This is a genomic window from Brevibacillus panacihumi (assembly GCF_003710985.1).
Taxonomy (GTDB): Bacteria; Bacillota; Bacilli; order Brevibacillales; family Brevibacillaceae; genus Brevibacillus; species Brevibacillus panacihumi.
Genome location: NZ_RHHT01000048.1, coordinates 1 through 21,559, shown reverse-complemented (window position 1 = coordinate 21,559; position 21,559 = coordinate 1). Strand labels below are relative to the sequence as shown.

Annotated in this window: 23 protein-coding genes and 4 tRNA genes; 6 read left to right on the top strand and 21 right to left on the bottom strand. The window is 51.1% G+C overall.

Going from position 1 to position 21,559, the window contains the following annotated elements; translation table 11 throughout:
- Positions 1-58: 58 nt before the first annotated feature.
- The 7 genes from gap to EDM58_RS19585 all read right to left on the bottom strand — a co-directional run bounded on the left by gap (position 59) and on the right by EDM58_RS19585 (position 7,393).
- The gene (gene gap, locus EDM58_RS19615) at positions 59-1,063 is read right to left on the bottom strand and encodes a type I glyceraldehyde-3-phosphate dehydrogenase (protein WP_122914822.1); all 1,005 of its coding nucleotides are present in this window, start codon (positions 1,061-1,063) and stop codon (positions 59-61) included.
- Positions 1,064-1,083: 20 nt separating this feature from the next.
- Positions 1,084-2,448 carry a Na+/H+ antiporter NhaC family protein gene (locus tag EDM58_RS19610; RefSeq protein ID WP_122914821.1) on the bottom strand — a complete coding sequence of 455 codons (1,365 nt, stop codon included), beginning with the start codon at positions 2,446-2,448 and terminating at the stop codon, positions 1,084-1,086.
- A 20-nt stretch (positions 2,449-2,468) separates the two neighbouring features.
- Positions 2,469-3,494 carry a sugar-binding transcriptional regulator gene (locus tag EDM58_RS19605; RefSeq protein ID WP_023555427.1) on the bottom strand — a complete coding sequence of 342 codons (1,026 nt, stop codon included), beginning with the start codon at positions 3,492-3,494 and terminating at the stop codon, positions 2,469-2,471.
- Between the two features lie 133 nt (positions 3,495-3,627).
- Positions 3,628-3,897 (bottom strand): glutaredoxin family protein, encoded by a 270-nt coding sequence (locus tag EDM58_RS19600; RefSeq protein ID WP_425455630.1) that lies wholly within the window; start codon positions 3,895-3,897, stop codon positions 3,628-3,630.
- 3 nt (positions 3,898-3,900) lie between these two features.
- On the bottom strand, positions 3,901-5,277 hold the full coding sequence (gene rpoN, locus EDM58_RS19595) for an RNA polymerase factor sigma-54 (protein WP_023555425.1): 1,377 nt from the start codon (positions 5,275-5,277) through the stop codon (positions 3,901-3,903).
- Positions 5,278-5,403: 126 nt separating this feature from the next.
- Positions 5,404-6,444: a FecCD family ABC transporter permease gene (locus EDM58_RS19590; protein ID WP_122914819.1), complete on the bottom strand. Its 1,041-nt coding sequence runs from the start codon at positions 6,442-6,444 to the stop codon at positions 5,404-5,406.
- A complete protein-coding gene (locus EDM58_RS19585; protein ID WP_051410155.1) occupies positions 6,437-7,393 on the bottom strand; it encodes a FecCD family ABC transporter permease in 957 nt (318 codons plus the stop codon). The genes EDM58_RS19590 and EDM58_RS19585 overlap by 8 nt, the downstream gene beginning before the upstream one ends.
- Positions 7,394-7,619: 226 nt before the next feature.
- On the opposite strand from EDM58_RS19585, the gene EDM58_RS19580 reads away from it, so the two are divergent.
- On the top strand, positions 7,620-8,609 hold the full coding sequence (locus tag EDM58_RS19580; protein WP_122914818.1) for an ABC transporter substrate-binding protein: 990 nt from the start codon (positions 7,620-7,622) through the stop codon (positions 8,607-8,609).
- A 144-nt stretch (positions 8,610-8,753) separates the two neighbouring features.
- Positions 8,754-8,828, top strand: a tRNA-Arg gene (locus EDM58_RS19575).
- A 122-nt stretch (positions 8,829-8,950) separates the two neighbouring features.
- On the opposite strand, the gene EDM58_RS19570 is transcribed toward EDM58_RS19575, so the two are convergent.
- Positions 8,951-9,931 carry an ABC transporter substrate-binding protein gene (locus EDM58_RS19570; protein WP_246000889.1) on the bottom strand — a complete coding sequence of 327 codons (981 nt, stop codon included), beginning with the start codon at positions 9,929-9,931 and terminating at the stop codon, positions 8,951-8,953.
- A 224-nt stretch (positions 9,932-10,155) separates the two neighbouring features.
- Here EDM58_RS19570 and EDM58_RS19565 point away from each other — a divergent pair, with 224 nt between their 5' ends.
- Positions 10,156-10,719: a TetR/AcrR family transcriptional regulator gene (locus tag EDM58_RS19565; protein WP_246000893.1), complete on the top strand. Its 564-nt coding sequence runs from the start codon at positions 10,156-10,158 to the stop codon at positions 10,717-10,719.
- Between the two features lie 64 nt (positions 10,720-10,783).
- Here the strand turns inward: EDM58_RS19565 and EDM58_RS25825 are convergent, their stop codons facing one another.
- Positions 10,784-10,936 (bottom strand): hypothetical protein, encoded by a 153-nt coding sequence (locus tag EDM58_RS25825; protein WP_183187567.1) that lies wholly within the window; start codon positions 10,934-10,936, stop codon positions 10,784-10,786.
- A 157-nt stretch (positions 10,937-11,093) separates the two neighbouring features.
- On the opposite strand from EDM58_RS25825, the gene EDM58_RS19560 reads away from it, so the two are divergent.
- Positions 11,094-11,228: a DUF4023 domain-containing protein gene (locus tag EDM58_RS19560; protein WP_122914816.1), complete on the top strand. Its 135-nt coding sequence runs from the start codon at positions 11,094-11,096 to the stop codon at positions 11,226-11,228.
- Positions 11,229-11,303: 75 nt separating this feature from the next.
- Here EDM58_RS19560 and EDM58_RS19555 read toward each other — a convergent pair whose 3' ends face one another.
- Both EDM58_RS19555 and EDM58_RS19550 read right to left on the bottom strand, forming a co-directional pair.
- On the bottom strand, positions 11,304-12,548 hold the full coding sequence (locus EDM58_RS19555; protein ID WP_122914815.1) for a branched-chain amino acid ABC transporter substrate-binding protein: 1,245 nt from the start codon (positions 12,546-12,548) through the stop codon (positions 11,304-11,306).
- A 234-nt stretch (positions 12,549-12,782) separates the two neighbouring features.
- The gene (locus EDM58_RS19550) at positions 12,783-13,244 is read right to left on the bottom strand and encodes a copper amine oxidase N-terminal domain-containing protein (protein WP_122914814.1); all 462 of its coding nucleotides are present in this window, start codon (positions 13,242-13,244) and stop codon (positions 12,783-12,785) included.
- A 228-nt stretch (positions 13,245-13,472) separates the two neighbouring features.
- On the opposite strand from EDM58_RS19550, the gene EDM58_RS19545 reads away from it, so the two are divergent.
- Together EDM58_RS19545 and clpP are read left to right on the top strand one after the other, a co-directional pair.
- Entirely contained in the window at positions 13,473-13,700 is a 228-nt protein-coding gene (locus EDM58_RS19545) for a hypothetical protein (protein ID WP_246000886.1), read from the top strand.
- Between the two features lie 137 nt (positions 13,701-13,837).
- On the top strand, positions 13,838-14,440 hold the full coding sequence (clpP, locus tag EDM58_RS19540; RefSeq protein ID WP_122914813.1) for an ATP-dependent Clp endopeptidase proteolytic subunit ClpP: 603 nt from the start codon (positions 13,838-13,840) through the stop codon (positions 14,438-14,440).
- 129 nt (positions 14,441-14,569) lie between these two features.
- Here clpP and EDM58_RS19535 read toward each other — a convergent pair whose 3' ends face one another.
- The 10 genes from EDM58_RS19535 to EDM58_RS19490 all read right to left on the bottom strand — a co-directional run bounded on the left by EDM58_RS19535 (position 14,570) and on the right by EDM58_RS19490 (position 21,436).
- Positions 14,570-14,761 carry a hypothetical protein gene (locus EDM58_RS19535; RefSeq protein WP_122914812.1) on the bottom strand — a complete coding sequence of 64 codons (192 nt, stop codon included), beginning with the start codon at positions 14,759-14,761 and terminating at the stop codon, positions 14,570-14,572.
- A gap of 129 nt (positions 14,762-14,890) precedes the next feature.
- Complete coding sequence (locus EDM58_RS19530) at positions 14,891-15,148, bottom strand: HPr family phosphocarrier protein (RefSeq protein ID WP_122914811.1); 258 nt, start codon at positions 15,146-15,148, stop codon at positions 14,891-14,893.
- A gap of 51 nt (positions 15,149-15,199) precedes the next feature.
- A complete protein-coding gene (gene whiA / locus EDM58_RS19525) occupies positions 15,200-16,147 on the bottom strand; it encodes a DNA-binding protein WhiA (protein WP_122914810.1) in 948 nt (315 codons plus the stop codon).
- A gap of 24 nt (positions 16,148-16,171) precedes the next feature.
- Positions 16,172-17,164, bottom strand: a complete 993-nt coding sequence (locus EDM58_RS19520; RefSeq protein ID WP_122914809.1) for a gluconeogenesis factor YvcK family protein — start codon at positions 17,162-17,164, stop codon at positions 16,172-16,174.
- A gap of 76 nt (positions 17,165-17,240) precedes the next feature.
- Entirely contained in the window at positions 17,241-18,122 is an 882-nt protein-coding gene (rapZ, locus tag EDM58_RS19515) for an RNase adapter RapZ (RefSeq protein WP_122914808.1), read from the bottom strand.
- 209 nt (positions 18,123-18,331) lie between these two features.
- Positions 18,332-19,291: a thioredoxin-disulfide reductase gene (gene trxB / locus EDM58_RS19510; protein WP_122914807.1), complete on the bottom strand. Its 960-nt coding sequence runs from the start codon at positions 19,289-19,291 to the stop codon at positions 18,332-18,334.
- A 68-nt stretch (positions 19,292-19,359) separates the two neighbouring features.
- Positions 19,360-21,015, bottom strand: coding sequence for a tetratricopeptide repeat protein (locus EDM58_RS19505; RefSeq protein ID WP_122914806.1), 1,656 nt, complete (start codon positions 21,013-21,015; stop codon positions 19,360-19,362).
- Positions 21,016-21,180: 165 nt separating this feature from the next.
- A tRNA-Gly gene (locus EDM58_RS19500) sits at positions 21,181-21,256 on the bottom strand.
- A 23-nt stretch (positions 21,257-21,279) separates the two neighbouring features.
- Positions 21,280-21,355: transfer RNA gene (locus EDM58_RS19495), tRNA-Lys, on the bottom strand.
- 5 nt (positions 21,356-21,360) lie between these two features.
- Positions 21,361-21,436, bottom strand: a tRNA-Phe gene (locus tag EDM58_RS19490).
- Positions 21,437-21,559 lie beyond the last annotated feature (123 nt).

Genomic DNA, 21,559 nt, shown 5'->3' with positions numbered 1-21,559 from the left:
TCCATATGGGAAAAGGGAGATCTCTCTCCCTTTTTTCCAAACAAATCTATTTTACTTTTTACAAGCCACGCTGCGCAACATAATGGCACAAGTCTACGACGCGGTTGGAATAGCCCCACTCATTGTCGTACCAGGAGACGACTTTCACCATATTGCCTTCCAATACCATGGTCGACAGCGCATCGATCGTCGAAGAAGCCGGGTTGCCGTTGTAGTCCGAAGAAACCAAAGGCTCTTCCGAATAGCCCATGATACCTTTCAGCTTGCCGTTTGCAGCTTCTTTCAAAGCCTGATTCACTTCATCTACGGTTACATCTTTTTTCAGTTCTGCTACCAGATCCACTACCGATACGTTCGGTGTAGGAACACGCATCGCAAAGCCGTTCAGCTTGCCTTTCAGCTCAGGCAGCACGAGCGCTACCGCTTTGGCAGCCCCGGTCGAGGTCGGGATGATGTTCTCTGCTGCTGCGCGGGCACGGCGCAGGTCCTTGTGCGGCAGGTCCAGGATTTGCTGGTCATTGGTATAAGAATGAACGGTAGTCATCAGACCGCGCACGATGCCGAACTGATCGTTCAGTACCTTGGCGAACGGAGCCAGGCAGTTGGTGGTGCAGGAAGCGTTGGAGATGACGGTATGAGCCGCTGGATCGTAATTTTCTTCGTTTACGCCCATGACAACCGTGATGTCTTCATTCGTAGCAGGCGCCGAGATGATGACTTTTTTCGCTCCGCCCTCCAGGTGTTTCGCCGCATCCTCGCGCTTCGTGAAGCGTCCGGTAGATTCCACGACGATTTCCACACCGTAGTCCGCCCATTTGAGTTGAGCCGGATCGCGCTCCGCCAATACCTTGATTTCTTTGCCGCCGACAAACAGCGTGTTGTCTCCCGCTTCTACGTCAGCATCCAGTACGCCGTGCACCGAATCGTATTTCAACAAATGCGCCAGTGTGCGCGCATCGGTCAAATCATTGACTGCGACGATCTCCACATTGGGATTGTTCAGCGCTGCACGAAACACATTGCGACCGATGCGTCCAAAACCGTTAATACCAACCTTTACCATATCCAAAACCTCCTGCTCATTTACATCGCTTTTTTTGTATCGAGAATCCCCCCGGCTTTGCCGTCAAAACGACGAGCCGACCAGAGCGTAACCAATGGTAACAACAACGAGTACAGCACATACGGCAATGTTTCCAGTGTCGGGACGCCCAAGCTGATCGCGATCACCATCGCCAAGCCGTTCCAGGGTATCAGCACGGGCATGACCAGTGTCGAATCCAGCATCGTTTTCCCCAGGAATTCCTTGCCCCGGCTATACCGGGAAAATCGTCCGATCAGCGTCGAGCCCATCACCAGGATGGGAATCGTCTGGTTGCAGCTGATCATGACGACCAAAAGCGAGAGCGCAATCGACTTCCCGACCAGAACCACGCTATTTTTCGTCTCTCCCATCATCCGCTCGACGAAGGGAGTCAACAGTTTTGCCTTGTTTAAAATACCGTTTAAAAATCCAGCCAGCACGATCAAGATCAGCACGCTGAAAATGGAAAGCATCCCTCCGCCGTGAACCAGCTCATCGATCAGCGTCCCCGTCTTCGGTTCGTAGCCGTACATGATGGTTTCGATCAAAACGGGCAACGGAAGCGGTCCTTTCAGCATGACCAGCACGAGGCTGCTGACAACGCCGTAAAGCAGCGCCTTGATCGCCTTCACGCGAAACGCGAAGACAGCAATCAGGACCACCAATGGCATCAGCGTCAGCCAATCAATCGAAAAATGGCTGGTCAACAGCTCCTGGTACATGCGGATTGATTCCCCGGAATCCACCGAAGCACGAAACAAATCGAGGATCAGGAACAGCACCGCGCACAGAACGGCTGTCAACCGAGCCGCGCCTTGTGTTGCAACATCCTGCTTTTCGGTCATCCCGACATGAGCGAGGATCAGCATACGGCTGCTGGAGATGGGAGAAAAACGTTCGCCCACCATCGCTCCCGAAATCAACGCGCCTCCGACCATCCCCGCCGGTATCCCAGCCGCATGAGCAATCCCCATCAGAGAAAGCCCGATGGTACTCAAGGTCCCGACTGACGTCCCCAGCAGGTAGCTGACTGCTGAGGTCAAGAGAAAAGAGATAACCAGCAAGTACTGGACATTGACAATCGACAAGCCATAGTAGATGATCGCCGGAATCGTCCCGCCCATCATCAAGAGCGGAATCAACAGCCCGACCAGAAACAGAATGATCAGGACGGGCTTGGTCTGCCGTATGCCATCCCAGCCAAAGCCGAACTGCCTTTTCCAGCTATAGCCTTTTTGTTTCACACTTACCAGTGTGACCAAGATCGCAAAAAGAATCCCCAAAGAGAGCGGAAAATCAAGCGTTAAACTAAGTACAATTCCCAGAATCAGCGACGAAATCGAAAGCACCGCCGCACTGTTCATGCCAACCAACGTCCTTCCGGTTACAGTCGTGCGGACAATAAGGACCTGGCAGCTCCTTCATCCGTTACAAGTACATTCTGACACGACTGTTTGGCAAAGGAAAGGATCGCTTTTGCCTTGCTTTCTCCCCCTGCAATCGAGAGGACGCTCTCTGCTTTTTTCACATCTTCGAGCTGCAGCCCGATCGTCGGCATGTGATGGACCGTCTCGCCGGCTTCATTAAAGTAGTAGCCGAACGCCTCGGAGACTGCCCCTTTTTCCTGCAACTCCGCAATCTCCGCCTCGGAGTGGTTCCGCCTCTTTGCCATCGAGATGGCGTCCCCGATCCCGTGCAGGACGATGCGGGCCTGACGAAGCAGATTCAGCACTTCTTGCACCTGCTGCTCCTTCTTCAAGGTCTGCAACGCCTCTGGCTGCAAGCGGTCGGGCACATGCAGGAGATGATAGCTGGCCCCCGTTCTGGCTGCCATCTGCGAAGCCAAGGTATTGGCTTGCAGCTCGGCCCGCTCGGACAAACCGCCGCGCGCCGGAACGAACTGGACCGTTTTGAATACGGGCGCAGCGGACAGGTGATGGGCCAGACTGGCGACGGATGATCCGCCGGTGACCGCTACGATGTCGTTTTCCTGGACGATCTGCTTGAGGACTCGCGCTGCTACTCTCCCCAGTTCTTCCTTGACCCAAGGGGACTGGTCGGCATTGCCCTGAACCACGATCACTTCCGGAATCCCCAGGAGCCGCTGCAGCTGCTCCGCCAAATCGGTCAGTCCGAACAACTCCCCGACCAAAGGCTCCATTTCGTCCAGAACCTGCTGTCCCTCCACGCTTAAATTCATGCCGGCTGCAGACACATGCAGAAGTCCCGAGTCTTTTAACAGCTCTACTTCTGCGCGCAGGATGCGTTCTGTGGTCCCCATCGCCTGCGCGAGGCCACGTCTGCCGATGGGCTGCAAATGATCGATGGAACGAAGCAGCATGTATCGCTCCCGCAGTACCTGGACCAGGTCTGGCAACAGCTTTTGTTGCAACTCCACTAGACGGCGCATGTACATTCTTCCTCATATGGTAAAATCGTCTTGATCGGGACTTAAAATGTCCCGGTGATACAAATTACGTCCCACTTCGAGCAAAAAAAAGAAATGTGCTACAAATCAAATGTAGCACACCTGGTAAAAAGGTTCAAGTTCCCCTGCGCTGAAATTCCTGATCCAGCTCCGCCAGTGTTACGACGTTCGTGATGGAGCGAAACACCACTTCTCCATCAATCGCTACCGCCGGAATCACCAGCATGAATTCCTCGTGCAGCGGGGGATCTGACTCGATGTCGACAACTTTCAGGTCCAAGGGATAGATCGCGCCAAGGATTCGTATCGATTCCTCCACCTCGTCGCACAGCTTGCAGTTTTTTCTCCCGTAGAGAACGATCTCCATACGATTCGACTGACTCAACGTTTAAAACCTCTTTCGTTTGGCTGAGGAAGGGATGAGCATTTCCTCCCGATACTTGGCTACCGTCCGGCGCGAGATCTCGATTCCTTCCGCAAGCAGCATTTCCGACAGCTTTTGATCAGACAGCGGCGCTTTCCGGTCCTCTTGCTCGATCAGCGCCTTGATTCGGCGTTTGACACTCTCCGAGGAGGCAGACTCCCCGCTCGCCGTAGCCAGCGCAGAGGTGAAAAAGTACTTCAATTCAAAGATGCCCCGCGGCGTCTGAACGTATTTATTGCTCGTCGCGCGGCTGATCGTCGATTCGTGCAGGCCGACCTTCTCTGCGATCTCCTTTTGCGTCATCGGCTTGAGGTAGTGAATCCCCCGCTCGAAAAAGTCCAGCTGCAGCTCGACGATGGCCTGTGTGACCCGCAGCAAGGTCAAGCGCCGTTGCTCCAGGCTTTTTGCCAGCCACATCGCGGCGTTCAGCTTGTCGTGGATGAACTGCTTCGCTTCCTCCTGGCTTTTTTGCTGATTCAGCATTTTTTCGTAAAAAGGGCTAATTTTCAAACGCGGTGTGGCGACGTCGTTGACGAGGACGACATACTCGCTCCCTACCTTTTCGACGGAGACATCCGGGATCACATATCGGGTATCCGTAGATGAAAAGGCTGCTCCTGGACGCGGATTCAGCGTGCGCACGAGATCGGCCATCGCCTGCACGTCCAGGACCGTACAGCCTACTTTGTCCGCGATCCGCTGATAGCGATTGTCCGCCAGATCCTGAAGATGATGGCGCACCACCTGAACAATCTTTTCGTCATCCAGCGCCAGATGCTCCAGCTGCAGCAGGAGGCATTCCTCCAGATTGCGTGCCGCCACTCCCACCGGATCGAAATGCTGCAGGATGGACAGAACGTCCTCGACCTCCTGCAAATCTGCCTGAAGGGCAGCCGCTGCTTCCTCTGTGCTTACCTCCAGATAGCCCTTTTCGTCCAGATTGCCGATCAAAAACAGGGCGATTTCCTTTTGCCCGGGCGTGAACCCTTTTACATAGCCGAGTTGCGTCTCCAGGTGCTGATAGAGCGTCAAAGAGCCCTGCGAGACGTGATCCAGCGGATTGTAAGTGCTGTCATTTTTCATCGGCGAAAAATCGCCTGTGGCTCGATTGCCTACGATCTCTTTCCAGTCCAATTCGTGAGTCGGCTTTTCCACTCGGGTCGAAGCTGTCTCCCCAGCCGCTTCCTGCAGTTCAATCACGGGATTTTCTATCGCTTGTTCATGCAAGTAAGAGATTAAATCAATCGTGGAATATTGCAAGATCGTAATCGCTTGACGCAGTTCCGGTGTCATGACCAGTCTGAGCGTCTGCTCTTGATATAACCCCATTCCCATGTTCATGAAGCTGCCCTCCCCCCACTGCTTCTGACTGTACTCCTGATCCCATTATATTCGTTCTCTCTTGCAATTTTCCTGCCAAAAGTTGATTATTCGTCAGCGGGGAGCGGACTTTCATTCAGGGAAGGCTCAGGCTTGTCGATTTTTGTATAAAAGAAACAGAAAAAACGGAGCCCCAACCGCTGCGGTAAAGACGCCTGCGGGGACATCGAGAGGAAGAAACAGCGTCCTGGCCGCCAAATCGGCGATCAAAACAAACAAGGCTCCCAAGCACGCTGACGCGGGCAGCAAGCTGCCAAAGGACGAGCCGACCAGCTTTCGCGCCATATGCGGAGCCATCAGCCCGACAAAGCCGATTCCGCCGCCAATCCCGACCGCTGCAGCAGCCAGAGCTACACTCACAGCAATCATGAGCAGACGCTTGCGCTCGACTGATACGCCTACCCCGTGTGCTATATCGTCACCCAGCTCCTGTGCATTCAATGTTCTGGCGTTCATGAGCGCGATCAGGACAAATACGATAGTCCAGGGAAGCAAAGTGAACACATGATCCCACGAGCTTCCATACACCGTGCCCGACATCCAGCTCATCGCCTGAGCGGCCATATACAGCGGTCCGGAGATCAGGAAGAAGATCGTGAGGGCTGCCATTGCTGTCGAGATCGAGACGCCGATCAGCGCAAAGCGAAACGGAGACAGCCCCCGCTTCCAGGATGCCATATAGGTGAGGAATGCAGCGAAAAGCCCGCCGACCAACGCTACAAATGGCAGCCAATGAATGCTGTGGGCCCCGTTGGAATAAGCAATATAGGCTACTGCGGCAGCCGCTGCTCCATTCGTGGTGCCGATCAGATCCGGGGATGCCAACGGATTTCGAATCAAAGCCTGCAGAATCGCACCCGATACAGCCAGCGATGCCCCCACCAGGACTGCCACCGCAATGCGCGGCAGCCTCAGCTCCAGCACCACCAGTTGATGCGTATTTTCGCCCAGCCCGACCAGACTTTGCAAAACCTCCACGACAGGGATCTGAATGCTGCCCAGTCCGATGCTGACGATGCTGACCCCCGCCAACAAAACGAACAGCAGGCTCAGAATCAGCAGGCAGCGCCTGTTTACTTGATACGAATACAGCGGCCGTTGACTGCGCAAGACGATAAATTTATTCATACGCCCTCCTCCTGACAATGGCTATGACGAACGGCACCCCGACCACAGCTGTCGCCACTCCAACCGGCACCTCTTCCGGCATCAGCAGAAAACGGGATATCAAATCCGCCAACACCAGAAAAATCGCGCCAAACACGATGCAATAAGGAATCAGCCAACGGTGATCAATCCCGATCAGATACCGGCAAATATGCGGAATCATAATGCCCACGAAGCCGATCGGACCTGTCAGGGCAACCGAGCCGCCAGCCAGCAGGACGACAACGATGACGACTGCGGATTTTACCCATACGGTTTTCTGTCCCAGGCTTTTGGCCACATCATCTCCTAGCGACATGATGTTGAGGGATTTGGCCAGCAGAACTGCCAGCAGCCATCCGCCGACCAGGTACGGAAGAATCATGAGCGCATGGCGCAGATCTCTTCCCGATACCGAGCCGACCAGCCAATACAGGGCTTCATCAAGCGTTACATTGTCGATCAGCATCAAGAGCGACGTAAGCGACGAAGCGAATGCAGCCACCGCTGCCCCGGCCAAGGTTACTTTTACCGGAGACATGCCTCCTCGCCCTGCTGAACCCAGAAGGTAAACGAACAGAGCCGTCAATCCTGCTCCGATAAAGCCTACCCACATCAGCTCGCGAAATGAAAAGATGGAACCAAACAGATAGAGCGCAAGCACGATCAGCAGCGCCGCTCCCGAGTTGATTCCAAAGATGGAGGGAGAAGCGAGCGGGTTGCGCGTCAATGCTTGCAACAAGGCCCCGGCTACTGCCAGACTCCCTCCGACAAAGGCCGCCGTAATCGCCCGGGGAAACCTTGTATGCTGGATGATGAGATGCTCATTGCTGCCGTCAAAGCCGGTATAAGCCTGAATCGCTGTCGATATGGGAAAATTCTGCAAACCATACAGAATGCTCGCTCCCATCGCCACGAGCAGGATCACCATGCCGGCGATGAGGACCGCAGTCTTTTGAAACCGAGTGGACAAGATGGATGCCACGCTATTCCCTTCTTTCCTCAACACATTACCTGTATTGTACGTACACCTAATCTACCCGTCAATGATAATGATTATTGTTATCAAAAAATGATTGACAGAGCCTCTTCCTGAATTATACAGTTAGTCTTGTGATAATGATAATTAATTTCAATGATTTTGGGGTGATTTTTTCATGAAAGCATTTCGCATCTTCGGCCTGATCGGTTTATCGCTGCTCCTGTTCGTCAGCGGTTGCGGCAGCGGCAATCAAGCTGCTTCCAACCACCAACCGGCGGCAACTGCGTCCTCCGGAACAGAAGCGCCGGCACCAGAAAATTCGGGGGACGTGCGCGTCATTCAACATGCCATGGGTGAAACCAAGATCACAGGTACGCCCAATCGGGTCGTCATTCTCACCAATGAAGGAACCGAAGCCCTTCTTGCTCTCGGCATCAAGCCTGTCGGAGCTGTGAAGTCCTGGCAAGGAGAACCCTGGTATGCCCACATCCAAGACAAAATGCAGGACGTCGCGGTGTTGGGTGAGGAAACACAGCCGAACCTGGAGCTGATCGCCAGCCTGAAGCCCGATCTGATCATCGGGAACAAAATTCGTCAGGAAAAAGTCTACAGCCAGCTGTCCGCAATCGCTCCAACCGTCTTTTCCGACGAGTTGTCCGGCAACTGGAAGACCAACTTCAAGCTGTACGCCCAAGCGGTAAACAAGGCAGCAGAAGGTGAAGCGATCATGGCTGATTTCGACAAACGGGTAGAAGAGGCCAAAGCTAAGCTGGGAGACAAGACAAAAACCCAGGTCTCGCTCGTCCGTTTTCTGAATGGAAAAGTCCGCCTGTATATGAAAGATACGTTCGCAGGTGTCCTGTTCAATCAACTGGGCTTCGCCCGTCCTGCGGCACAGGATAAGGATGAATTCATGCAAGTGATCACCAAGGAACAAATGACATTGGCCGATGGTGACGTGCTGTTCTACTGGGTATCTGATTACGAGGACAAAGATGCTGCTGCCTATAAAGAAGAATGGGTCAATGACCCGCTTTGGAAAAACCTCAATGTCGTAAAGAATAATCAGGTGTTCCAAGTAAACGAGGTGATCTGGAACACGAGCGGCGGGATCTTCGCAGCCAACATGCTGTTGGACGATATCGTGAAGCACTTCGACAAATAGGAAGGAATTTGCCGGGCATTCTCTTCGTGAGAATGCCCCTTTCCTGCAATAAAGTTCACACACATGAAAAAAATACGCTCAGACCAGCTTTATCCATTGCATCTCTTTGGTTAATGTTTTATAATGGAAAGGCATCATTATTCTACGCCTGTAGCTCAGTGGATAGAGCAATGGTCTCCGGAACCATGTGCGGGGGTTCGATTCCCTTCAGGCGTACCATCATCATACACGTAATAGAAGCGATCTCTTGCGAAGCGGGGGATCGCTTCTTTTTGTTTCTTGCAGCCTCGGATGGGAACAGTCCCCAATCCGCAGATTGAGGACCTCCTGCTGATCATAGCTTACGGCTGGACTTCGGACACAATCTTCTCGATGTCCTTGACCAGCAATTCAGCAGCGATGATTCCCCCTGCGGAGTTCCAGATCGCTTCGTTTACCTGGTAGACATGTCCATTCTTCTTCACCTTCAAATTTTGAGCGAGCGGATCGTCCAACCATTCCTGGGCGGTCTTCGTTGCTCCGTTGTCCCCTTCCCGATCAGAAGCGAAGTAGAAGAAGATATCGCCATCCAGCTCAGCCATTTGTTCCTTGGCGAGATCCTTGGTGAATTCATCTTTGTTCTGCGCTTCAGGTCTCGCAAAGCCCATCATGTCCAGGATGACCCCTGCGAAGTTATTTTTGTAATACACTCTTACTTTTCCTGCCTGAAAACGAGCCAGAGAGATTTCGAGATTGGTTTTGTCGCCCAATTTGTTTTTGGCTTCTGCGATGGTTTTCTCAAATTCCTCGAGCACCTTTTTGCCGTCTTCCTCACGATTCAACGCTTTTGCATACAAGGTAAAATTATCGATCATGCTGTCGCCCAGATTTTCGGTGAACACCGTCGGCGCAATCGCGGAGAGCTGGCTGTAAATTTTCTCTTGGCGAACCTTCGTACCCAGGATCAGATCCGGCTTCAGACTCGCGATCAATTCGACGTTGGGCTGGACCTCGTCTCCAATCACTTCTACCCCGTCCATCTGGTCCTTGATGTGGTCAAACCACGGATCGCCAATCCACGATTTGACGGCTCCCACCGGCTTGATGCCGAGCGCGAGCAAGCTTTCCGTTCCCTGAGTAGTCAAGACGACGATTCGCTGCGGCGTTCCTGGAATGACGGTTTCACCCATCGCGTGTGTGACAGTTCGTGCTTCCTCTTTAGTCGACTGCGCAGGGCTTTCAGCCGGATTGTTTTGCGACGCAGTTTGTGGCTGTTGGGCTGAAGGTTGCGAAGCGCCTCCGCAGCCAGTTGCCAATAATGTCATGATCAGAGCGAGTGACATCCATATTTTCCCCTTACGTATCATTAGGTTCTCTCCTCCAAATAGCGTTCTAGATAACAATGAGTATCATTATCATTTAAAAAATGTTAAAAAAATAGGCCCGTGCGCATGGGTCAACTCAAATGTTACAATTGTAACACTAAACCTTTTTTTGCCTCTTTTCAATTCCTTTCCCTTTATTTGCAGCCAAAATAGACAAAACCAAGGATGTGTCACGTTTGACAGTGAATGCAGGTACCCGATCGAGGCAATCAAAAGAATGGATTATCCTCGCCCTCTTGCAACTGATGGAACATCAGGTGTACTCCGATATTTCCATTACCGATATCGCTCGCCGTGCCGGTCTCGCCAGACAGACGTTTTACCGCAACTATCCGGATAAGGATGACATTCTGTTTGATTTTCTCAGCAAGCAATTCGCTCAATTTCAGAGCCATTGGGACGATCAAGACATTCTCAGTGAAAAGATGTTCGTCTCGCTATTCCGTACCTGGCAGGATCAGACCCCTGCGTCACTGGTGGCGAACATCTGCAACTATGACCGGAAAATCAGGCAGATCATCTTTCGCAGCCTGGATCATTTTATCCAGGCGTTGTTCCATGTGCACCTCCCAGCTGACGAGAAGCAGCAGCGGAGCAGTCTGCACTACTACGCCCAGCGTACCTTCTCTTCTACTCTCCACGTCCTGCTGATCGAATGGACGCTGAACAGCTTCGCACAATCGCCGGAAGAGATGGGCCGCCTCACCTTTCAATTGACCAGCTCCATGCGCTCCCATCTGCAATAAAAAGACAGGTGCAAAAACAAGCAAAACCTGCTTGGAGCCACTTTTCGGCTCTTGGCAGGTTTCGTTATGACTCTACATCATTTTTGGTTTGGAGCGGTTTGACGGGATCAATGGTGTCTGGCTTGCGGCTGTACGCTTTGTTCGTAACCCAAATGCTGACCCATATGATCAATAGGCATACAATGACCAATGCGGCAATAAATCCGGGTGTCATCATTACAACCTCCATTTTCGTTCTACCTTGCTTCCCCCATTATAGCTGATTTCGAAACTTTCCGGCCAAAAGGGTTATTCCAAAATAGTGAAATGTTGACTGCCATTCGCCATAATGGGGCATCCTACTCTCCATATGCCGATTCCTTTGGAGGTGCACAATGGATTTTACCAAAATGAGCACAAGCGAGTTTATCGCCAAAATTCATGAAGCCCAGGTGAAAAACATGCGCAGCAGAAAACACCAGGGCTACGGTCATCCAGAAAAAAGACTTCCCAGCAAGCAAGGCATCTGACTTTCCTTCCATGCGATCCAAGACAAAACCCTGGAGCATTCATCCCCAGGGTTTTGCTATTTCATTTGCTACTGCTTATTTCGCTTCGCCAATGTAGACCTTTTGGCCATTCTCATATTTATACACATACACAGACGCGAATTCGTTGTCACCTTTTTCATTAAAGGTTACATTAACAAATTTGCCTTTGTAGTCCTTGATGTTGTGTACGGCTTCCAGAACCTGCTCACGCGTTGGCTTTTTGCCGCCGTTGGCCTTGATTGCTTCTTCCAGGCCATGCAGCATAACGCCCATGGAATCATAACCGAAGGAAGTGAAGATACCGACTTTGTTTCCGGTCGCCGCTTCAAAATCAGCAATCCACTTTTTGCCCTCTTCCGTTGCCCCTACGTCTCCTACAGTAGATGTAAAGACGACGTTGTTGGCATTTTCAGCACCTGCGATTTTCACGAGGTCTGCAGAGTCGTAGCCGTCACCACCCATGAAGATGCCGGTGAAGCCTTTTTCGCGAGCTTGCTTGACGATGATCCCGGCATCGGAGTAGTATCCGCCGAAGTAGATCATTTCCGGCTTGGTCGCGAGGATTTGGTTCAATACCGCGCCGTAATCCTTCTCCCCTGCTGTTACCCCTTCAAAGCCCAGGATTTGCACGCCATCCTTCTCGAACTGCTTTTTCACTTCATCTGCCAGACCTTGGCCATATGCTTGCTTGTCATGCATGATAAATGCGTTCTTTACTCCCAGTGAATTCTTCGCATAGATGGCTGCTTTGGAGCCTTGTTGGTCGTCGCGCGCGCAGATGCGGTGCACGATCTTCTTGCCTTGCTCCGTCAGATCGGAACCGGTCGCAGATGGCGATACCATGACCAGCTTCTCCTGATCGTATTGCGCCGCTGCTGTGACAGAAGCACCCGTCGTAGCATGTCCAACCACACCGATAACGTCAGGATTGGAGATCAGCATTTGCGCGACCGCTACCCCTTGTTTCGGGTCTGCCTGGTCATCCTGCGAGGACAATTGCACGTCGAATCCAAGCTGTTTGAACGCTTCCTGCTTTTCCTTCAGGGCGTACTCTGCCCCCGCCTTGGCAGTGCTTCCATAATCGGAGTATTGTCCGGACATCGGCCCTACGACTGCGATGACCAGCTTCTCAGTAGCTCCGCCTCCGCCGCCTCCGCCGCTGCCCGAATTTTGCGCTGGCGTTTCACCGCCCGATTGCTGAGTACCCGTGCCGCCGCCTCCACCGCCAGCACAACCCGCCAAAAGGGCACTGACTGTAAAGGCTGCTGCTAGAATTGACAATGTTTTCTGTTTTTTCATAGCCATTCTTCCCCCTTTTCCTTTGCAGACAAACGATAAAAACGATCGAAACTGTAACCTATTGTAAGACAAATGAGAAAATTTGCAATAGAAAATACGCTTTTTCGCCTAAATATTTTTTCCATTATTATATTGAATGAAAAATGAAACTTCCGAGACAAAAATGACCACCTCTGCAATAGAAGTGGTCCCGAATCTAAGACGTCAAGTATTTAGGAAATGATGGCGCAGCACCTATTTCACGATTTCAATCTGGAGGTTGTACGTGAGCGTATTCTCGTCGTAGGTGACCTCAGCACCCAATTCCTGCGCGACGTATACGAGCGGCACCAGAACAGCGCCGGTAGTGGTACGAGGCGGAGCAGGTACTCGGATTTCCTTGCCGTTCTTGTAGGCAAAAGTGCTGTTTTCATACATGCGCAAAGCGTAGTTGTTGTTTTTTGCAATCAGCACGGATTTGATCATGCTGTCCCATGCTGCAGTTCCGCCGAGTGCGATGGCGAGAGTACTGGCGTTTACATAAGCCACTCCGTCTTCCGTTACAACGTCTTGTGGGAACGCTAGTGGTCTTTCGTTCAGGGTTACACTGATTTTTTGCTGTTGCACAGGTGCTGTCTGGGCAAAAGCGGCTGTCGCTGCAACGCTGCCAGTCAAAAGAGCAGCCGTCAGCAGCATTGCTGGAACTTTACGAAGCATTTGATACACTCCTTCTTATTGTAGAAATACTATCCAATAATGTAACATACGCTTAAAGTTTGATTTTTCCTCCTTTATTTTCTAACATTTTACTATGCAAGGTTTTTTCTCTTCATGCCAGACTATCCTTGATGCCCTTTATTACCGCTTTTTCTGATTCTATTCCACGAACAAATGTTTTTGTGCACAAGCTGTGGATTATTTTGTGGATAACTCCAAAAGGATGTGTTGACCATCGCCGGAGAACGTTTTTATCTGATCTATCAGGAAGCCAATGACGAGGAATGCCTGCTGACAATTCAGCCCTATCAGGATGAAACAGCTTTGGGAGAAGCCATTCAGCAGCTTCAGATGAAACAGATCGAGGAGTACACCATCATCAAAGGCAAAAAAATGTCCGCCACTCTGCGCTTGAGCGTAGAACTGACGGAAGTGAATGAAACAAAGGAAAATTAAGGGCACAGGGTTTTTTCCTCGCCAGGTTTAAGGAGATGACAACTGGCAAACATGGTAGGGAGGACCCATACATAAATGTTTGACCTTTACTGACCTTTTGCTGTATGATATTCTTACAAAGAGAGGAGGAGAACTAGATGCACATGAATTTGATTCCAACCGTCATTGAACAGACCAACCGTGGTGAACGTGCGTATGATATTTATTCGCGCCTGCTTAAAGATAGAATTATCTTTTTGGGAACTCCCATCAATGATACGGTAGCCAATATCGTAGTTGCCCAGTTGTTGTTCCTTCAGGCAGAAGACCCTGACAAAGACATTCACCTCTATATCAACAGCCCTGGCGGTTCCATTACGGCAGGCATGGCGATTTACGACACCATGAACTTTATCAAACCGGATGTATCGACGATTTGCATCGGTATGGCTGCTTCCATGGGAGCGTTCCTGCTTGCAGCAGGTGCGAAGGGCAAGCGTTTTGCCCTGCCGAACAGCGAAGTCATGATTCACCAGCCGCTTGGTGGCGCTCAAGGTCAGGCGAGCGATATCGAGATTGCGGCAAAACGCATTCTGAAAATGCGCGACAAGCTGAACCAAATCCTGTCTGAGCGTACCGGTCAACCGCTGGAGCGCATCCAGAAGGACACCGACCGCGACAACTTCCTTTCAGCTGCTGAAGCAATGGAGTATGGCTTGATCGACAAGGTGATCTCTTCCGAAGCGGCAGCCAAAAAATAAAGCAATACAGAAATGAAAGAACACCCGTAGCGAAGCGGGTGTTTTTTTGATACGCAAAAAGCCGAGCAGACGAGGAAATGGATCTTCCCTTCTCGCCCGCTCGGCTTTATTCAGCTTTCCTGCTGATGCCTACGTCATCTGTTCGTCGTCGTAAAGGGCCTGCTCTTCTGATGTCGCACCAGCCAATGTGTCCACAGATGTCTCCTCGATCAGTCCGTTCTGTTCGGTCACTTGTCCTCCTCCCAGCCCTTCGTTGACCATCCGATCGATATCCATGTCATAGGCGTCGCGGCCTTCATAGACCGAATCACGTTCACTCATGCATTGCTCCCCCTTTCCTGAACAGTCCAGTTTTTTTCTGCTGTACGGTTTAGCAATGCCCTGATGAACGCAAAATCATGTAAGTAAAAACACCTTCCAGCGGGGAAAGTGTCTTTGTCTTGGCTTTGCCTATTCTTCTTTGCTAACCAGTTGGGTAAGGCTGGAAACAGCCTGATTCGCATCTGGCCCTTCTGCACTTATGGTAATATCCGTTCCGGAACTGATGGCGAGGCTCATGATTCCCATGATGCTTTTGGCGTTTACTTTCTTGTTGTCTTTTTCAACGAATACCTCGGCTGCAAAACGGTTGGCCTCTTGTACGAAGAAAGCGGCCGGACGCGCTTGCAAACCGGTTTTCAACTTGACCGTTACTTGCTGCTGAACCATCTATAGACCTCCTTACGCGAAAGAATCATTATCCTATAGTATAGCATGGTTTTAGAGCGAAACATTTTGTTTTTCTCGTAATTTGTCAGCGATTTCGTTAATTTTTCGCAGGCGATGATTCACTCCCGACTTGCTGACAACTCCACTTGGGATCATTTCTCCCAACTCTTTTAAATTGATATCCGGGTGGATCAGTCGAAGCTCTGCCACTTCCCGCAGGCGCTTGGGCAAATTCTCCAACCCCATCTCCTGATCGATGAGCTGGATGTTCTCCATTTGGCGCGTTGCCGCGTTCACCGTCTTGTTGATGTTGGCGATTTCGCAGTTGTGCAGGCGGTTTACAGAGTTGCGCATGTCCTTGACGATGCGGACATCCTCGAAGTACAGCAAGGCCTGGTGCGCACCAATCAGACTGAGAAACTCGGTGATCTTCTCACCTTCTTTGATGTAGAGCACATAGCCTTTTTTTCGTTCAATGCACTTCGCATTCAATTTATAGCGATTCGCCATCTTGGTCAAGGCTTCGCAAAAATCCTGATAGGAAGTGAAGATCTCCAAATGATAGCTGGACGCCTCGGGATGATTGACAGATCCACCAGCCAAAAATGCTCCGCGCAGATAGGCAGCACGGCAGCATGATTTTTTCACCACGTCCGGCGAAATCCCCGGAATAAACGACATGCTCTGATCCATGATGCCCAAATCCTGCAAGACCTCATTCGCCTTGTGTGGAATTCGCACGATGTAGACGTTGTTTTTTTTCAGGCGCATTTTTTTGCGTACCAGAAGCTCGGCATGGATGCTAAAAAGCCGCTTGATCAGCGTGTAGATCCTTCTGGCAATCGCCGCATTTTCCGTCGTCACATCCAGTATGAGCCGACCTGAGCCAAACTGCAGGCTGCCGTTCATCCGAATCAATGCGGATAACTCTGCTTTGCTGCAGCAATCGCCGGCCTCCTGCATCGTCAATTCCTTTTTGGTATGCGCGGCGAATGACATGGACACCCACTCCTTCTACTCTCTTCAGCTCCTTCGCCTGCGCTTGAGAAGGGAAACGACCTGCCTGCTCACCGCATGAGCATCATGCCTCAAATAGCCATCCTCAAACGTAACCAATGGTTTCGCCACGATTTGCAATCCCAGTTGGCGCAGTTGCTTCAGGTCGCAACGGACAGGTTTGGCTCCCTTTTCCGCATATTTCTCCAATACATGAAGAGGCAATTTCGCTGAATTCACAATTATTGTATCCAAAAAGGCTTCCCCTACGTGCTGATACATGGCATGAACATGGTGGGAAGCCGCAAATCCATCCGTTTCACCAGGCTGTGTCATGACATTGCAAATATAGATTTTGGGGGCCGTCGAGCGGCTGACAGCAGAAAACAGTCCGCGCACCAGCAGATTGGGTATGATGCTGGTGTAAAGACTGCCTGGACCGATCAGGATCGCATCGGCATCCGCAATCGCAAGCAGGGCTTCATTCAGCGGAGCAGCATCGGCAGGCTCCAGGAACACGCGCTTGATTTTTTTCCCCGCCAAGGGAATTTGCGATTCTCCCGCAACGAGTGCTCCATCCGTCATCTCTGCGACGAGCTGGATCGATTGCGTAGACGCAGGCAACACATCCCCGCGTACCGCCAAAACGCCGCTCAGGGCTTTGACAGCGGTAACAAAATCGCCTGTAATCTCGTTCATTGCTGCAAGTAGTAGATTTCCCAAATTATGCCCGGCTAATCCAGTCCCTGCCGAAAAGCGGTATTGCATCACTTTCTCCATCAATGGCTCCGTATCCGCCAACGCCGTCAAGACGTTCCGGATATCCCCCGGCGGCGGCATATCCATCTCCGCACGCAAACGGCCGGAGCTTCCCCCGTCATCAGCGACAGTCACGATCGCGGTGATATGAACCGGCTCGTACTTTAAACCGCGCAAAAGTACGGACAACCCTGTTCCCCCGCCGATGACGACAATCCGCATTTCCTTTCGCTGCGGCCTCCCCATTCCCTTCGTCGGCATATGTCACCCCATTATCCCTCTTTTACAGTTGACCCTTTATCCGAACCAAATCCATGATTTCCTACCATTCATATGCTTACTTGCTCTTTTCGATGTCTCGGTGGCTGGTCCGAACCGTGAAGTCCTGTCCAAAGGTTTGGGCCAAATGCTCCACGATGGCGACCGAGCGATGCTTTCCTCCCGTACAGCCAATGCCGATTACCAATTGACTTTTTCCTTCCCGCTGATAATGCGGCAAGGTGTATGCGAGAAAATCAGTCAGCTTTTCGACGAATTCCTTCGTGTCTTTATGATTCATGACGTAATCCGACACCTCCGGATCTTTCCCGGTTTTGGGACGCAATTCGTCCACATAGTGCGGATTAGGCAGAAAACGCACGTCAAACATCAGGTCAGCATCAATCGGTGAACCGTACTTGAAGCCGAACGATTGCAAATTGATGGTCAGCGGCGATCCTTGCTGTCCGTATTGGCTGATAATTTTCTCCCGAAGCTGTGCGGGTTTCATCTGACTGGTATCGATAATCTGATGCGCCCAGCCTTTCATCTCTTGCAGCAGGCGGCGCTCAGCATGAATGCCTTCCAATGGAGAACCGTTCGATGAGAGCGGATGGCGTCGGCGTGTTTCCTTATAGCGGGAAACCAGTGTCTGGTCATTTGCATCCAGGTACAAGATATGGAAGGACAGTCTGTCCATTTCATTCAGCCGATCGATCGTTTGGGACAGATCTTCAAAAAACTCCCGCCCGCGAAGATCGATGACCAACGCAACCCTCTCGATACTTCCGCCAGATTGCAGTACCATTTCGGCAAATTTGGGAATCAGGACTGGCGGCAGGTTGTCTACACAAAAGAAACCCAGGTCCTCCAGGCTTTGTACAGCTACAGTTTTCCCCGCCCCGGACATCCCTGTGATGATGAGCAGGTTAATAGCCTTGTCTTTTCCCATTTCAGTCACGCAACTCGCCTCCTACGATTCTCACAATAGCATACCATATCAATCGGCTTTTTCGCATCCTTTTGCGCTTCTCTCCTGATGATGACGTTTTTGGAAAAAAAGAGACGTGGCTTACACTTCAGCCACGCCAATCAGGTTTATATAGATAAGGGGGTTAATTCATTGTCTTTATCTTACTCCCCAAATATTTCACTTATGTTACAACCAAGTTAAGAGATTGTGACATTTTGTTCCTGCAGCTTTTCGTTCAGCTCTTCTACATAATGCTGAGCGGATTGAGCGGCAATCGAACCGTCTCCTGTCGCGGTGACGACTTGACGCAGCATTTTTTCACGAACGTCACCAGCAGCGAATACGCCTTTTACTTTGGTTCTCATTTTTTCATCTGTCAAAATGTAACCAGCTTCATTGGTGATGCCCAGATTGCGTACGGCCTCTGTCAGCGGGTCCATCCCGACGTAGATGAAGACACCGTCAGTAGCCAGCTCGCTTTGCTCATTTGTTTTGACATTTTCGAGAAGTACAGACTGCACTTTGCCTTCGCCGCGGATTTCTTTCACCTGGGTGTCCCAGATCACGGAGATTTTCTCGTTCTCCATCGCGCGTTTTTGCAGGATTTTCTGTGCGCGGAACTGATCGCGACGGTGTACGATCGTAACTTTGGAAGCAAAGCGTGTAAGGAACACAGCTTCTTCTACCGCGGAGTCTCCGCCGCCTACGACAACCAGTTCTTTACCGCGGAAGAAGGCGCCGTCACACACTGCACAATACGAGACACCGCGTCCGGACAGTTCTTTTTCGCCTGGGGCTCCCAAGAGTCGGTGCTCAGCCCCTGTCGTGATGATGACGGATTTTGCCAGATATTCCTTGTCGCCTGCTATCACACGCTTGTATGGTTCTTCGTCACGTACTTCCTTGATTTCACCATAAGCGTACTCGGCACCGAATTGTTGTGCATGCTCGAACATCTTTGTGGACAAATCAGGTCCAAGGATCGAACCAAAGCCAGGGTAGTTTTCGATTTCTTCGGTATTGGCCATCTGACCGCCCGGAATTCCACGCTCCAGCATCAGGGTGCTCATGTTTGCACGAGATGTATATACAGCAGCCGTCATTCCGGCTGGACCGGCTCCGGCGATGATGACGTCATAAATTTTTTGATCGCTCATGTGACACATCCTCCTTCTCAGACACTACAATGATTGAATCTACTTTAAACTAATTATAAATTAATAATCTATTTAAAATCAAGCGCAGACATTATTTTGACGCACTTTGCGACAGTAGCTGCCGATACGCCGTACTTTTTTGCCAGGGAAGCCTGCGACACTTTTTGATTCGTAACAGTTCCGTATACATATTCCAACGCAGCTACCCATGCTACTGTTTTACGCACCTGCCCCGCCTCTGCGGCTGACTGCTGCTGGAACTGATGCCATGCGTTCAGGCACCATTTGGCTGCTTCCGGCTGGCCTGCCTCATGAAGCTGGCGTTGGATGACTTCCTCTACGGATTCTTCGGACTGCTGCTGGTTGTTGCGAGCCAATTGACGTTTTTTTGCCGCAGGAGGTGTGGTGCATGGCAAGGCTGCCCCCATATCTACTAGCGCAAGCAAAGCCAATTTTTGAAGCTGGGGATCGGTCGTCTGCTCGTAAAACTGACGAACCGCTTGTTCTGCCTCATCGTCAGCGATCAGGGACAGAGTCTGCAGAACCGCTACCTTCACTTCATCGCGCCCATGCTGCAAAGCCCACAAAAGGGATGCCCGAATCATCGGGTCGGACTTGAAGTTCTCTACTCCGGTAAAGGATGCATTTTCCCAGGACACCTCGCGTTGCGGCGGGTTGTACTGGTAGGGGATAGGTTTTATTGTTTCCCCTTCCTGCTCGTTTTTTACCATTTGAATATATTGGTCCGCGATCCCTGCCTCCGGATCAAGCTGCTTGGCCTTTTGCCACCAGCGCAACGCCTGATCCTTACGTCCGCTCAGATAAGCCGAGATCGCCGCGTAGTGGTACGTGCACGCTTCGTGGGGTTTTCCCGATCTCAGCATGCGATGGTAATGCATGTAGGCCTCTTCGTGCTGTCCGAGAACTCCCATGGTAGTCGCCAGCTTGTACGTATTCTCCGGATGAAACGGAACGACTTTTTTTAGCATGTCCATCAGCTTGAGCAGTTCTCCTGTATGGTTCTGGTGGGAGAGCAGCACTGCCAGGTTGCAAAGGGCATGCAGATTGCCATTTTCCATCTCCAGGGTCTTGCGGATGGTATCCAGCGCCTGTTCAAAATCGCCTACATAGTAGTATGCCAGGGACAGGTTGTTCCAGGCCGGTAAAAACGAAGGGTCTGACTCGACAATCTCCTTCAGCGTATCCAACGCCTCGAGAAAACGCCCTTCTTCCAGACTGCGGCGCGCTCTCTCATGCTTGCTGTAGACGTCCTCGTTTTCACTGGGGAGAAAGTGGCGCGGCGGCATATCCAATTCAAAATAAATATAATCAAGCAATTCCTCTGCATCTTCTCGATAGGGTCCATTGGCGTCTTCTTGCAAATAGCGAATCGCCATCTCTTCTGCCATCTGAAAGTCTTCCAGATTCGCGTAGTTGTTCGCCATGTAAAAGTACACTTCTACTAAACTAGGATCCCATTTTTCAATCACTTCTGCCAGCACTTCATTCGACATCTCGAATTTGCCGGTCTCCGCCAATGCGCTAGCCAGGTGGCAATGGCATTCGGCATTCGTTGGCTCAAGCTCTATCGCTCGGCGAAAAGAACGCAACGCCTTTTCATAGTCATATCGATGCAAACATTTCATCCCGCGTTCCACAAAAAACGCAGCGTCTTGCTGAAAGTCAACGACAGTTTTTTTGACACTACTTTTATTTTCTTTCATAGAACCTCCAACATCGTAGGAGCAGCACTCCAAGTATCGTACCAGAAGCGCAGCCATGCCACAAGCCGACTCACCTTGTAAACTGCCAGTAAAAGCAGGAAAACACCACTGCCGCTAAAGCAAGTGGTGTTATGAACCCGGTTTCGGGTGTGTATCTTAGTAAGATGGAGCGGACGACGGGTCTCGAACCCGCGACCTTCGCCTTGGCAAGGCGACGCTCTACCAATTGAGCTACATCCGCAAGACGTGATTCTTTGAAAAAACTGGTGAGCCATGAAGGACTCGAACCTTCGACCCTCTGATTAAAAGTCAGATGCTCTACCAACTGAGCTAATGGCTCGTACATGGTGGCTCGGGACGGAATCGAACCGCCGACACGAGGATTTTCAGTCCTCTGCTCTACCGACTGAGCTACCGAGCCACTTAATTATGAACCGCCATTTCAATGAAATGGCGGACTTGATCATTCCTTCAAAACTGAATCTGCATGAATGCTTTATGGATGTGTGTGGATAAGTCCTCGACCGATTAGTATTCGTCAGCT